This window comes from Shinella sp. S4-D37 (assembly GCF_040812195.1).
GTDB lineage: Bacteria > Pseudomonadota > Alphaproteobacteria > Rhizobiales > Rhizobiaceae > Shinella.
Window position 1 is genome coordinate 3,092,434 of sequence record NZ_JBFNXL010000005.1, and the last position, 13,216, is coordinate 3,105,649.

Consider the following 13,216-nt stretch of genomic DNA (forward strand, 5'->3'; position numbering starts at 1 on the left):
ACCTAGAAGCCGCTTTCTATTCGGGAGAATACGATGTTCGTGAAGATGGAGATCTGCGCGCCGATGAAGGGGGCGGAGATGGCGATCGTCACGAAGATCGCCAGGATTTTCGGCACGAAGGTGAGGGTCATTTCCTGCACCTGGGTCAGCGCCTGCACGAAGGCGATGGTGACGCCCACGATCATGGCGGCAAGCACGGCCGGGCCGGAGGCCACGATCACCGTCCAGATGGCGGCTTGCGCTATGTCGAGGGCGTCTGCCTCATTCACGTTTCGGGATCACTCGTTTCAGGCGTATTCGCCACGGTTTCGCTGACCTTCACGCCGGGACCGATGATGAGCGTCTTGCCCGAATCAAGTGTCGCGACGATGCCGTCATTATACAGAGTGACTTCCGTGACCACACCAGAAATCGTGCCGTCCTCGCTGGTGACGGTGCGGCCGATGACGGAGTTGGCTTCCTGCAGCGACGTGCGCTGGAGCAGGCTTTCCAGGTTCTTGTTGGTCTTGATGGTCTGCTCGACCTGGGAGAAGGTCGCAAGCTGCGCCATCTGCTGGGTCGCGTCCATCGGTTCGGTCGGGTCCTGGTTCTTCATCTGCGCCACGAGCAGCTTCAGGAAGCTCTCGTAGTTGATGGTCGCCGACTTCTCGTCCGTGCCGGATTCGGCGCCGGTGACGGTCGGCGTGTAGGACGTGGAGGTCGTCGATGCGGCGGCGACGGGCGTTACCATGGTGCAATCTCCCTGCGGATCTGTTCGATCGTGGCCGGTGCCATTTCCTGGTTGTTGAGGATGCGGTCCTCGATCGGGTAGAGCGCGCGGATCGCCTTCAGCGCTTCGAAGGCGCGGCCCTGCGTGACCAGCGCGTCGACGCGCTTGAGTTCGGCGAGCACTTCCTCGTTCTTGAAGCAGGACAGCAGCATGATGACCGACTTGCGGAACATGGCGATCGACTGCTCTGCGCCTTCCGGGTTGATCAGCGACATCTGCGCGATGAAATAGAGCTGGCGAAGCGGCGTGGTCGCCTGTTCGGGCTGCAGGACGTGGTTTTCCAGGAGGAACGTGACATCGTTGAGGAACTCGATCGCCACCTTGCGGTCGACCCTCAGGACTGCGCCGTTGACGAAGATGCGCTCACCGGATTTCAGCGATATACGCAGTGTACTTTTCATTTGATGCCATCCTTGATGATGGTGGTGATGTCGATGATGCCCTGGAAGTTCGAGGATTCGCGTTTGCGGATCTTCTCGACCTCCTTGAGTATCCAGATGGCGATGGAGATGAGGTTGGCCCGCAGCTCGGCTTCGAGTTGGTTTTCGGGGTCTCCAAGATCTTCGATGAAGCGGAGCCACACCCGGCGGGTGAAGTAGATCGCCTCGATGGCCTGCCGGCTCTGGTTGCCGCCATTGCTGGTCATTGCCGCTTTCAGGAGCGCAATCGACCGTTCGAGGACCTGCCGTTCCCGATCTTTCGAGACGGCGACGCCTTCCTCCATGATCTCGGCGTATGAAAACTGGTACATTCAGACATCCTTCATGTGTGTCCGTACCCTCTGGTTCATCAGAGGTAGTTCAATAGGCTCAGGTTCTGGATCCTCGACGTGAGCGTGTAGGCGAGCGAAAGCTGCGATTCGAGCGTGGTGACGCGGGTCGCCGCCTCGTAGGTATCGATGCCTTCCATGTCGTTGATGCTTGTGGTCAGGATGGTGATCTGCGCATCGAGCGACGTATTGGCCTGGCTGACGCGCGATTCGGAGATGCCGAGTTTCGAGCGTTCGCCGTCGATGCCGGAAATCGCCCGGCCCATATAGTCGATCGCCGCGTCGCTGACGGTCTTGCGGGCATCCTCGCTGATGCCGCGCGCCAGCAGTTCCTGTCCGATCACCAGGCCGAGCGCCATGTAGCGCATGCCGTCGACATTGGTGTTGGTCGAGCTCTGGACGGTTTCTGCGGCGCTGATGCGGCTCTGCATGTTCTCGTCGGAGGCCTCCGACCAATCCGTATTCCAGTCGACCCCCATGAAACTGGTTTCGAGGTCGTCTATGAACGCCTGCATCTGCGCCGGCGTGATGTCCTCTTCGGCGGTCGCGCTGAAATGGACTGCGTAGAGGGTGTCGAAGGCGGTCTTCGCATCCGAGGCCGGCGTTTCCAGATAATCCTTCAGCGGCGTTACATCGGTGTTGATGCCCGCGAAGAGATATTCGCCGCTGAACGAGGTGTTGGCGGCCGCGGTAAAGGTGGAAAGCGCGTTGCCGAGGTTTTCCTTGGCAAGGTCGAGCTGGTCCTGCGAGGTGATACCGGACAGCGCGATCAGCACGCCCATCGCATTGTTCGCCGCCGTCGACATCTGGCCGAGCGCTTCCTGCGAGGCGGCCAGGCGCTGCGTCGTCAGCGCGTTGGTGCTCTTCAGCGATTCCATGCGCTGGAGATCGCGGTGCAGGTTCAGCGTGCGTGCGGTCTTGGCACCGAGCTCGGCGCCGACATCGGCATAACGGCCGGTGACCGTCTCTTCCTGGAGCTGCAACATTTCCTTCTGCGCGCTGGCCACGGTGAGCCGCATCGCATTTTGCAGGGACATGTTGGAAACGAAAGAAGCCTTCATAACTTACCCCGCCGCCTGAAGGAGGGCGGTGATCATCTCATCCACCGCTGCCACGAGTTTGGCCGACGCCTTGTAGGACTGCTCGAGGTCGAGAAGCAGCGCCAGCTCCTCGTCGAGGCTGACGGCCGTCACATTGAGAAGGGCTTCCTGGGTGCGCCCGAGCAGCGCGGACTTGTCGTCCCCCGCCGTCGTCGCGGCGCTGCGGATCTGTTCCAGCCAGCCGACCGAACTGGTCGAGAAGGACAGCAGCGTCGCGTCGGTTTCGATCGCCGCAGCCGCATCGAAGGCCATCGGCTCTTCCAGCTTGGTCGCGTAGCCGTTCAGCAGCTCTGAAAAACTCGCGAGCGGAGGCGAGCCGGGATTGACGATGGAATTGATGCCGTCGCGCAGCAGCGACGGGTCGCCGCCCGCGCTGGAGATGACCCGCGAATCGACCTTGATGACGGCGGCGAGGCCGGGATCCGTCACGGCGGGCAGGCCGTTGCTGCTGAAGAGCCCCTCGATACCCGCCCCTTCGGAAAACACCTCGATCACGCCGCGCGCGATCTCGTCGAGCTGCTTCTGGAAAGTCGGCGCGACATAGTCGCGGACCTGCAGGAGGGCCGCGATCGACCCTTGCGCGCTGGTATTGCCGCCGTCGCCCGCCTGGACCGGGACGCCGTCGATGAGAACCTGGTTGCCGTCGACGGCCGCGGTGAAGGTAGTCGTCGACTGGAAGCTCACGGTGCGCGGCACCGTCTCGAACAACACCGTACCGTCGCTGGTATAGAGCGCGAGGTCGTTGTTCGTGCGGTTGACGGCGGTGACGCCGACGATGGCCGAAATCTCCGTCAGCAGCTTGTCACGCTGGTCGAGCGCGTCGTTGACGTCGGTGCCGGCGGCCGTGCCCTGGCGGACCCTGTCGTTATAGGTCGTGAACTCCTTGAGCAGGCGGTTGAGTTCCACCACCGCCGTATTGATGTCCGCATCCGCCTCGGCCCGGAGCTTCTGCAAGGCGTTCGACGTGTTGTTCAGCGAATTGGCGACGTCGATGGCATCCGCGACAACCGTCTCGGCGAGCGAGACTTCGCTCGGCTTGTCGGCGAAGGTCTGGAGATCGTCGCGCAGCTTCGCCAGGTAGGTGGAGGGGGCGAGTTCGTAGTCCTCGCCGCCCAGCATCATCTTCATCTGCGTGAGGCCCGACAGCAGTATGTCCTGGCCGCTCGACTTGGAGATCGAGAGCAGGTTCTGCTTCAGCAGCGCCTCGTTCTGGGCGCGCTGGGTATCCACCACGGTGGCACCGGAGGACGCCGTGGCGAGGATCGCCGCACGGCGCGCGTAGTTCGGGTTGCTTGCATTGGCAATGTTCTTCGACGCGACGGCCGATTGCAGGCCCACGTTGGAGAAGCTGGACTGAGCAGTCTTCATTGCTGCTGAAAGCGACATCGGATCTACCTAACTCTCGAATGCTCGCGCGGCGTCATGCCGGCTTATCTCTTCAGATTGACGAGGACTTCCATCAGCTCGGAACCGGTCTGGAAGACCTTCGAGTTGGCCGTATAGTTGCGCTGCGATTCGATCATGCTCGTCAGCTCCTCGGCGATGTCGACGTTGGAGTCTTCCAGCGCGCCGGAGATGATCGTGCCGTAGCCGCCGTTGCCGGCGTAACCCATGACGACGACGCCCGAATCGCTGCTCTGCGCGTAGACATTGCCCGGCAGCGGCTTGAGATTGTCGGGGCTCTGCACGTTCGCCATGGCGATACGGTACTTCGGCGCAAGGTCGCCGTTCTCGTATTTGAGATAGACGATGCCGGCGTCGCTGATCTCGTAGCCGGCAACGCCGCTCGGGCCGATGCCGTCGATATCGCCCTTGGCCGCGAAGTCCGCGGCAAGCTGCGTGCTGCCGCCGCCCTCGCCGCCGATGGAGATCTTCATATCCTTCAGGACCCCACCGCTGATGGCCAGTTCGTTGATGATCAGCTCGGTCGGGCTCGAGGGATCGAGCTTGCCGTCAGAATCGAAGTTTAGCGTCGTCTGCAACGCAGCCGCAGCGGAAGCGACGGTTGCCGGAGGAGCAGCCGACATGTCGTAGATGTCGCCGGTATCCGGATCCGTATACGTCACGGCGACGGTCCACTCGTTGGTCGCCGTGTCCACCTTCGTATAGGTGAAATCGAGCTTGCGGGTGTTGCCGAGGCTGTCATAGGCCACAAGGGAGGTCGACTTCGTAAAGCCAATGTCCTCGTTCGACGGCAGGTTGGTGTGCAGGTAGCCGGTTTCGGACGCCTTCACGTTCAGTTCGCCAGATGCGAGGTTGATCTGTTCCAGGCCGGCAAAGCCGTTGATGACGATCGTCGGGTCTTCGGTCGAGGAATAGGGATAGCCCATCAGCGTGAAGCCGGAGGAGTTCCGCAGCGTGCCGTCGCTCATCGGTGTGAAGGCGCCGGCACGCGTCATGTATTCGACGCCGTCGGAACCCTGGACGATGAAGAAGCCCTTGCCGTTGATGGCAAGGTCGGTCGCCGAGGTCGTGTAGGTGAAGGTGCCCTGCGCGGAGATGGAATAGCGCACGTCCGTGTTGACGCCGCCGGAATTGTAGGCGCCGCCGGTGGAAGGCAGGATAAGGGAGGAGAACTGGGTCGAGGCCTTCTTGTAGCCCGTCGTGTTCGCGTTGGCGATGTTGTCGGCAACCGTGCTCAGGCGGTTCGCCTGCGCATTCATGCCGGAAACACCCGTTCTCATCGTACCGTAGAGGCTCATGTCATTTCCCCGTTCGTCTCGTCACCTGGACCCTATGGGACGGGCCTTGCGTGAAGCTGGCTGCCGGGGTCCGCCTTCCCCGCCAGCCGGCAATGTCATCTCAGCTCTGCCAGTCGATGCAGTAGCCGAGGAAGCGCTTGGAATCGATCGGGTCGAAACCGAGCTTCTTGCGCAGTTTCTTGCGCAGCTTGCTGATGTGGCTTTCGACCACGTTCTCCTCGACGTCCTCGTCGAAGATGCCGTAGATCGCGTTGAAGATCTGGCTCTTGGAGAGCCGGCGGCCGCGGTTGGCGACCAAATATTCCAGGATGCGGCGCTCGCGGCGCGGCAGGGGGAAGACGTCGCCGGCGATCTCGAGATCGCGGCCGTCGGAGAAGACCCGGATCTGGCCGATATCGGTGTAGTTGGACAGTGCCTTCAGGCGCCGCCGGATGGCCGCCGCACGGGCCAGGATCTCACGGGGATGCACCGGCTTGCGCACGACGTCATCGACGCCGCTGTCGAAGAGCGCGAGGGTAGTTTCGAGAGAGGGCGTGTCGCTGACCGCGATCACCGGCGCCTGCGAGCGATCACGGATCGCGCGCGGCAGGTCCATGGAGAGCTGGCCCTGGCCGATCAGGAATGCCTCGACCGCGTCGATGTCGGAATCGGCGGCGGTGTTCACCCACTCGCCGAATTCACGGGGATCGAACCCCGTCGAGGGCACGCCCTCGCGACCAAAAAGAGAAGTATAGCCGTCCTTAACGAGCTCGCGCTCATCAACCACTACGATCATTCGTCCGCCTCCGAATCAGTGTGGTGTTTCGTTCAGGCAGTGGTACGAATCGGGCGAATCACCGGCAACTAGAGGAATTGACTGGGTCGAATTAACAGTTGATTAAGATTTGCGTGCCGATTTGGTCTATATATAGTATGCTTAATCGGATTGAGCCACAATTTTACGGTGGAAAAGTTAACAAAGGTTAACGCTCTGCCTTGCCATCCCAAAACGGGGCGCATTCCTGCCACATTGCGGCACAGTTCGCCGCAAGGCCAAATATCAACTTTTAATAGAATTATCGACAGAACTGTTTCGCGTTTGCCGTCCAGCTTCCATAGCCCGTCGCGACCAGGTTCGCGATCACCCGGCAGACATAGCGCTTCTGGGCGGGGTCGTTGTTCGGGCCAGCGTGATAGCGGGCGACGGCCATCGTCCAGGTCTCGTGCCGGGCATGCAGCCGCGCCAGGAACGACGCCGCATATTCGACATTCCTGCGTGGGTCGAACATTTCCGCCGGCGAGGAGAACTGGTCGCCGTGGAAGTAATGGTTGATCTGCATGCAGCCGAGGTCGATCAGCTTGGCGCCGCGCGCCCGCGCCGCCTCGAATGCCTTGAGGGCATCCCGCCGGTCGCGGCCGAAGAAGGCCTTGCCCTCGATGTTCATGGCATAGGGCTGCAGCGATCCCTTCCGGCCGGTCTCGGTAAGACCGACGGAATAGAGGATGCCGGCGGGGATGTCGTATTTCGCGGCGGCAGCGAGGATTTCCCGCTCGCAGGCCCCGACGGCTGCCTGCGCGTCAGAGGTAGACGCCGCCAGAGCGCTGAGACTGGCCGCCAGCAAGGCCAGGAGCGTTGTCCGACGTGCTGCCTTCATGGGATGCTCCCTCGCGTGCGAAATGGCCTGTGCCCTCTCCATTGCCGCCCTGACGGCCGTTGCCGCCTTCGCGGGCCTGCGGCTGGTTGGAGAACTGCTGTTGCTGCTGGCTCTGGCTGTCGCCCTGCTGCTGCGCGTTCGCGCTCCTGTCGACAGGCGCGAGCTGGACGGTGACCTGGTCGACGGCAAAGCCCTGCCCGCGCAGCGCGCGAACGATCGTGTCCTGACTGTCGGTGAGCTGGCGATAGGCCTCGCCCGTCTCCACCTGCAGCGAGACGACGAGATCGTCGCCATGCAGGCGCAGCGTTGCCGTCACGAGGCCAAGCTCGACCGGGTGCATCTGGATCTTCAGCGTGTTGACGACCTTGCCGGTGGCCGCGGCCTCAGCATGGTTGAGCCCGCCGGTGGCGCTCAGCGAGGCCGCCCATTGCCGATCCTGCGAGATCGCCGTCGTCACGGCCGCCGCATTGCCGGTCTGCGCAAGGCCGATATAGCGACGCGCGTCGACCACGGTGACCGTCTCGCCCTTCGGGCCGGTCGGGCTGGCATCGCGGAAACTAGCACGCTTGCCCCTGTCCGAAAGGCTCATGTCGAGGTCCCGTCCCTTGCCGTCGGCGCGGATTAGCCGGAAGAGCCGGTCGGTATCCGACCGGGGCATGTCGCCGGCATCCGCGGCGTCGGCCACAGGGGTGCCGTCAGCCTTGGCCGCGGCCTCGCCGCGCGCATCCACCTTGGCGGATGCCTTGCCGCCGGCCTGCGCCTTGCCGTCCGCCACGACGCCCTGCGCGGCGGCCTTCACCGCGGCGTCGATCGGCATGGCATTCGGCGCCGCCAGCATTTCAAGCAGATTGCCGACATCCGACCCGGCGTCCTGCGCGCCGTCCGCCGCGGCGGCCTCGTCGCCTGCCGCCGTCTCGTCGGCGTCCTGCGCGCCGGCCTTGCCGCCGCCCTGCACCTTGCGTCCCGGCCGGCTTGCCACCTCCAGCAAGGCGGCCGCCTTCTCGTCAAAGGGCCGGCTGTCCTCTTCGGCGGCATCCGCGCCGGCCTTGCCGGCGGCCTGGGCCAGCGCCGCAACGTCGCGGCGCGCGACCTTCACGCGCGCCTCGTCGCCATGCGCGCCCTCCTGCGGGCCGTCACCGACCTCCGTGGAAATCGACAGTCGCGCGCCCTTGCGCCCGCCATCGCTCTCGCGTCCCGAAAGGCTGGCGACGGCACTGGCGAAGCCGCCCTCCTCCGACGTGCCGGCGGCCTGGCCGTGGCCGACCTTGCCCTTCCCCGGCGCCTGCCCCTGCGCGACGCCCAAAACCCCGCTACCGATGGTGCTCAACTGCCTTCTCCTTTCAAGAGCGCGTCGATTTCGTCGAGCTTGGACCGCCCGCCCGAAACGAATGTATCGAAGGCCGGGTCGATGCCCGCCCTTTCCGGCCGCTCTTTCTTTTCTTCTTCAGGTTCGACGGCGGCGGCCTGCGTTTCTTCGCCGCCTGCCCGCGGATCCATCGCCCGGTCCGCCAGTTCGGCCGCGCTCAATCCTTCATAGGACGCGTCCTCGGCCTGCGGCACGGGCTCGGCGAGGACCGCCCCCGTCTCCGCCTCCGCCGTTGCCACGGCCGCCGACGGCTCGCGCAGCACCTCCTCGGCGACCGCCCGGGCGGCCGCCTTCAGGGCGCGGTCCTTGGCCGAGAGCTTCTCGTCGGGGATGGCGATGATCGATTCCATCGCCGCCGCCACGTCGCCGGAGGGAACCGAGGCCAGCCCCGAATAGAGGTCCGCCAGCACCTTCGGCACGCTCTCCCCGTCGCCGGACAGCGCCTGGGCGCGCTCGGCGGCAAGCGAGGCGAGCTTGTTCTTGCCCGAGATCGCCGCAAGGCGCGCCATGCGCAGATAGACCTCGCGCTGGCGCGGCACGTCCATGAAGGACAGGAGTTCGAGAATGTCGTCTTCCTTGATCGCCTCGAAATGATCGACCGTAAGCTTGACGAAGAGATCGGCGAACTGGCTGGCATAGGGCGAGCGCAGGTAGCGCCGCGCATAGCGGTTGGCATAGGTCATGCTCTTGTCGATCCAGCCCGCTTCGCTGGCGACATAGATCGAGCGGCGCAGCGCCGCCTCCTCGACGATCGTGCCGGGGGCGACGAGGCGCGCCCAGTCGAAATAGTTGAGCGCCAGCGCCGGGTCCTTGCGCATGACCGAATTGGCCGCCACGAGCGCCAGATAGGGACCGACGCGCGAACGCTTGTATTCCGGGAAGATTTCCGCGAGCGAGCGGACGCTCTGCGTGCCGCGGCCGCTGAGATAGCTGCGCAGGGCATCGGTCAGGCGGGAATCGAAATGCCCGTCGACGTCCTTCTTGATCAGCACTTCCAGCGTCTCGGGATTGCCGCCGCTCATCGCATAGACGAGCGCGGCGTCCACGTTGCGCGGATCGTCGAAGAGCGAGGAACCGCCCGTGCGCAGCCGCTCGTCGATGGTGCTCAAGAGGAAGCGCTGCATCTCCATCGCCGAGTGGTCGCCGAGCGCCACCGTGTCCTGCACATATTGCAGCGAACGGATCATCTTGTAGGGCGCAAGGTCGTCGAGGTCCTCGGCCTGCGCCGGCGCCACGGCGCAAAGCGCCGTGTACAAGACCGTTCCCGTCAGGAGGAAGCGCCGCAAGAAGCCCATGGCGTCAGCCACCCTCGGCCTGGATGAGGATTTCGATACGGCGGTTGGCGTCGGCCATCGGGTCGGCCGGAACCTTCAGGCGACGATCGGCAAAGCCGCTTACCTGGCTCACGCGCTTCTCCTCCAGCCCGCCGCGCACCAGCATGTAGTAGGCGCTCTGCGCACGGTCGGTGGAAAGCTTCCAGTTGTCGTTCCTGCCGCCGGCGAAGGGCCGGGCGTCGGTATGGCCGCGGATGGCGATAGCCCCCGGCCGGCCTTCCAGCACCTTGCCGATCTTCTCCATGGCCAGCACCATCTCGCGCTTGGGCACGGCCGAGCCGACATTGAACATCGGCGTGTCGAGCTGGTCGGTGAGGCTGACGAGCAGGCCGCCCTCGGCCGGCGTCACGCTGAGCCCCTCGGCCAGCTTGCCGAGCGAGCCGAGCTGTTCGGTCAGCTGCTTCTTCAACTCGTCCGCCTTCTTCTCCACGGCGGATTTCTTCGCGTCTTCCTTGGCCCTGGTGGCATTGGCGACGGCCTTTTCCGCTTCGGCCTTCGCGGCCGCGGCCTTCTCGGCCTCTTCCTTGGCGAGGGCCTCTTTCACGGTGTCGTCGCTGGCGGCCGCCATCTGCTGGCCGGCCTTGCCCTCGCGGCCGGCGTCCGTCGCCTGCGAGATCTCCACCTGCTGCGTCCAGAAATCGGGATCGAACGGATCGCGATAGGCTTCGCCCCCATTGGCGCCGGTCGCAGGGCCCGAGGTCGCCGCGCCGCCCTCGCCCTTGGCGCTGACATTCGCCTGCTGGCCGACTTCCTGCGCGATCTCCGACAGCACGGAATAGGGGTTCTCGAAGAAGTTGGCCTCGGAATATTTCGCTTCCTCGCCGGCCGTCGTCTTCTCGTCCTTGCCGCTTTCCGCGCCGTTGCCGCTCGCCTGCTGCTGGCCCTGCTCCTTGGACTTGTCCTGCGTCGCCTCGCCTTCGGCGCTGTTGGCCGGCTTCTTCACCGACTTGTCGGCCGGCTTGTCGTCGGTCAGCTTGATCGGGTTGAAATAGGAGGCGACCGAGGCCTGGGTCTTCTCGTTGGCGGCATTGACGAGCCACATCACGAGGAAGAAGGCCATCATGGCGGTCATGAAGTCGGCATAGGCGATCTTCCAGGCGGCCGAATGGTGGTCGCCCTCGTGATCGCTATGGCGCTTGACGATGATGATCTCGTTCTTGCCGTGGTGGTGATTTTCGCCTTCGCTCATCCAAGCACCTTGCGCACGGTGTCAGCCCAGGCCGCCATCCGCGTTACCAGGACGGTTTCGCCGAACTCCACCGTCAAATCGACATCCTGCATCTCGACATGCCGGAAAACCGGCGCGGGTTCGTCGAAATGCGTTTCCAGTTGCTGGAAGAGGTTTGCCGGCCCCTTCACGGTAATCGTCATGCCTTCGTCGGCCTGCAGGCCCTCGCTGATCATGCGGGCGAGATCGGCAACCGCGCCTTGCGTCAGCACGTCGTTCATCACCGGCGCCAGGACCTCGGCCGTGTCGGCGGCGACGCGCTCGGCCACCTCGCCGGTCAGCGTCGAGAACCGTTCGGCAAGGGCGCTGGCATAATCCCTCTCGTAGCGCGCCTTCACGCTGTCGAGTTCGGCCTGGTGCGCCTCCTTCAGGGCCGCGATCTCGGCTTCGTGCCTTGCGCGAAGCTCCGTCTCGGCCTCCGCCCTGCCCTCGGCAAAGGCCTCGGCGCGCTCGGCGGCAAGGTCCACCGGCGGCTCGGCCAGCGGCATGGCAAAGGTCTGGGCCGCGACCTCACCGGCGCCGGCGCCGAAGGACGGCGGCTGGAAGGCGGGCGCCTTGGGACGCGGGGGGGCACCGAAATCCTTGAGGTAACGGGCAAGCTGCACGCTCATCGCGCATCCTCCCCACCTGCCGCGTGTCGGACGAACGCCACGACGGCCCGGCGGGAACCCCGTGGACCGCTGCAACGCTCGCTCTCGAAAACACTGGAACCTGACACCACCGCTGACCTGTCTCCTCGGACACCGCACCTTCCGCCAGGCGAAAGGCACACAATCTTCCTGATCGTGCCGACGAACCTAGGGGTTCAAACTTGTGCGAGGATGAAGATGAAGGGTGTTGGGCCACGCCAGGGCAAATAGCGCGGCCCAACCGCCCGCCTCGGCCGATGACCACGGCCGGGCGGAAGAGGACCTGTCCGCTCTTACTGGCGGAAGAGCTGGAGGATGTTCTCGGCGCTCGAATTGGCGATCGACAGGGACTGGATGCCGAGCTGCTGCTGGGTCTGCAGCGCCTTCAGGCGGGTCGATTCCTCGTTCATGTCCGCATCGACAAGACGGCCGATGCCCTTGTCGATCACGTCGTTGAGGCTGGCGACGAAGCTCTCCTGCATCTCGATGCGGGTGGAGATTGCGCCGAGGTCGGCCGCCGCGCTGGTCATCGCCTCCAGGGCCGCGTCCACCATCTTCAGCAGGCCGTCGAGCTGGGCGGTCGTGGTCGAATTGCCGATGACGAGGGTATCGACGGTCGATGTCGTCGCCACGGCGAGATTGGTCGTATCGACGGCCCAAAGGCCGCCGAGCGCGTCTTCGAAGGCAACCTCCTGGCTGGGAACGGTCGTCTGGTCCACCGCGATGACCCAGGTGTCCGTGGCGACCTTCACATAGTGGTTCGCGCCATCGGTGGCATGGCTGCCGTCGAAAGTGGAGGCGCCGGCACCCGCCGCAATGACCTCATCTGTCGTGAAGGCCGCGACGGTATACTCGCTGATGACGCCGCCGTCATTGATATTGAGCGCGACGGCCGCCCCTTCGATCACCGCCGTCTTGTCGAGAATGCCGAGATTGCCGCCCTCGTCGAAGAGAACGGTCGTGTCGTCGAGCATGTAGTCGACCGTCTTGACGGATACGGTGCCGGAGGCGTTGCGGACGAACGAGGCGACGACGCTCTTCTTCACCGAGCCGCCGGCGGCCGTCAGGTCGGTCTGCAGCCAGTTCTCGCCTGAGAAGGAGGCGCCTTCCGCGATGCTGACGAGTTGCTCCTGGAGCTGGGCGATCTCTTCCTGGATCTTCGTCTTGTCGACGCCCTCTTCGGTCGCGGCGACGAGCTTCGCGCGGATCTCCGTCACGACCTCGATGGCCGATTCCAGACCGGCATAGGCCGTGTCGACCTTGGCGGCGCCGAGGCCGAGCGCGTCCTGGACGGTGGCGAGAGCGCGGTTGTCCGAACGCATGGTGGTCGCGATCGACCAGTAGGCGGCGTTGTCGGCGGCGGTCTCGACGCGCATGCCGGACGAGACGCGGCCCTGGGTGGTTTCAAGGCCGTTGTCGATGGAACGGAGGGTCTGCAGCGCCGCCATGGCGGCGGAGTTGGTCAATATGCTGGTCATTGGCACTTGCCCTGGAAAGGAATTGTCGGGGACATGCCGGAGTGAGGCGGGGACCGGTAACGACGAAGGGGCTTCATGCATCCGGCGCCGCTCGTTTGCCCTGGGCGCCAGTCCGTCGTTCTTAATAAAGGGTTAACGGCGAATGGTTAACAAATGGTTAACATCACCGACGCCTCATAAACCGAAATGAAGAAAGCGTAAATTCTT

Annotated in this window: 14 protein-coding genes; all 14 read right to left on the reverse strand. The window is 64.3% G+C overall.

Translation table 11 applies throughout. From position 1 onward, the window contains the following. Window positions 1-2: 2 nt before the first annotated feature. Window positions 3-269, reverse strand: coding sequence for a flagellar biosynthesis protein FliQ (fliQ, locus tag AB3G45_RS22655; protein WP_367832691.1), 267 nt, complete (start codon window positions 267-269; stop codon window positions 3-5). Then, entirely contained in the window at window positions 266-730 is a 465-nt protein-coding gene (gene flgD, locus AB3G45_RS22660) for a flagellar hook assembly protein FlgD (protein ID WP_367832692.1), read from the reverse strand. Before flgD ends, fliQ begins: the two co-directional genes overlap by 4 nt. Next, window positions 724-1,170, reverse strand: a complete 447-nt coding sequence (gene flbT, locus AB3G45_RS22665) for a flagellar biosynthesis repressor FlbT (protein ID WP_024270944.1) — start codon at window positions 1,168-1,170, stop codon at window positions 724-726. Before flbT ends, flgD begins: the two co-directional genes overlap by 7 nt. Next, window positions 1,167-1,520 carry a flagellar biosynthesis regulator FlaF gene (flaF, locus tag AB3G45_RS22670; protein ID WP_367832693.1) on the reverse strand — a complete coding sequence of 118 codons (354 nt, stop codon included), beginning with the start codon at window positions 1,518-1,520 and terminating at the stop codon, window positions 1,167-1,169. Before flaF ends, flbT begins: the two co-directional genes overlap by 4 nt. A gap of 38 nt (window positions 1,521-1,558) precedes the next feature. Beyond that, window positions 1,559-2,599 carry a flagellar hook-associated family protein gene (locus tag AB3G45_RS22675; protein ID WP_367832694.1) on the reverse strand — a complete coding sequence of 347 codons (1,041 nt, stop codon included), beginning with the start codon at window positions 2,597-2,599 and terminating at the stop codon, window positions 1,559-1,561. A gap of 3 nt (window positions 2,600-2,602) precedes the next feature. After that, complete coding sequence (gene flgK / locus AB3G45_RS22680; protein WP_367832695.1) at window positions 2,603-4,024, reverse strand: flagellar hook-associated protein FlgK; 1,422 nt, start codon at window positions 4,022-4,024, stop codon at window positions 2,603-2,605. 44 nt (window positions 4,025-4,068) lie between these two features. After that, entirely contained in the window at window positions 4,069-5,340 is a 1,272-nt protein-coding gene (locus AB3G45_RS22685; protein WP_367832696.1) for a flagellar hook protein FlgE, read from the reverse strand. 100 nt (window positions 5,341-5,440) lie between these two features. Continuing rightward, window positions 5,441-6,115 carry a response regulator transcription factor gene (locus AB3G45_RS22690; RefSeq protein ID WP_367832697.1) on the reverse strand — a complete coding sequence of 225 codons (675 nt, stop codon included), beginning with the start codon at window positions 6,113-6,115 and terminating at the stop codon, window positions 5,441-5,443. A gap of 280 nt (window positions 6,116-6,395) precedes the next feature. Then, on the reverse strand, window positions 6,396-6,974 hold the full coding sequence (locus AB3G45_RS22695) for a transglycosylase SLT domain-containing protein (RefSeq protein ID WP_367832698.1): 579 nt from the start codon (window positions 6,972-6,974) through the stop codon (window positions 6,396-6,398). Next, entirely contained in the window at window positions 6,898-8,301 is a 1,404-nt protein-coding gene (locus AB3G45_RS22700; protein WP_367832699.1) for a flagellar hook-length control protein FliK, read from the reverse strand. Before AB3G45_RS22700 ends, AB3G45_RS22695 begins: the two co-directional genes overlap by 77 nt. Next, window positions 8,298-9,635, reverse strand: a complete 1,338-nt coding sequence (gene motC, locus AB3G45_RS22705; protein ID WP_367832700.1) for a chemotaxis protein MotC — start codon at window positions 9,633-9,635, stop codon at window positions 8,298-8,300. Before motC ends, AB3G45_RS22700 begins: the two co-directional genes overlap by 4 nt. 4 nt (window positions 9,636-9,639) lie before the next feature. Then, window positions 9,640-10,863: a MotB family protein gene (locus AB3G45_RS22710; protein ID WP_367832701.1), complete on the reverse strand. Its 1,224-nt coding sequence runs from the start codon at window positions 10,861-10,863 to the stop codon at window positions 9,640-9,642. Then, window positions 10,860-11,513, reverse strand: a complete 654-nt coding sequence (locus AB3G45_RS22715) for a hypothetical protein (protein WP_367832702.1) — start codon at window positions 11,511-11,513, stop codon at window positions 10,860-10,862. The genes AB3G45_RS22710 and AB3G45_RS22715 overlap by 4 nt, the downstream gene beginning before the upstream one ends. A 311-nt stretch (window positions 11,514-11,824) precedes the next feature. Beyond that, window positions 11,825-13,009, reverse strand: coding sequence for a flagellin (locus tag AB3G45_RS22720; RefSeq protein ID WP_367832703.1), 1,185 nt, complete (start codon window positions 13,007-13,009; stop codon window positions 11,825-11,827). Window positions 13,010-13,216 lie beyond the last annotated feature (207 nt).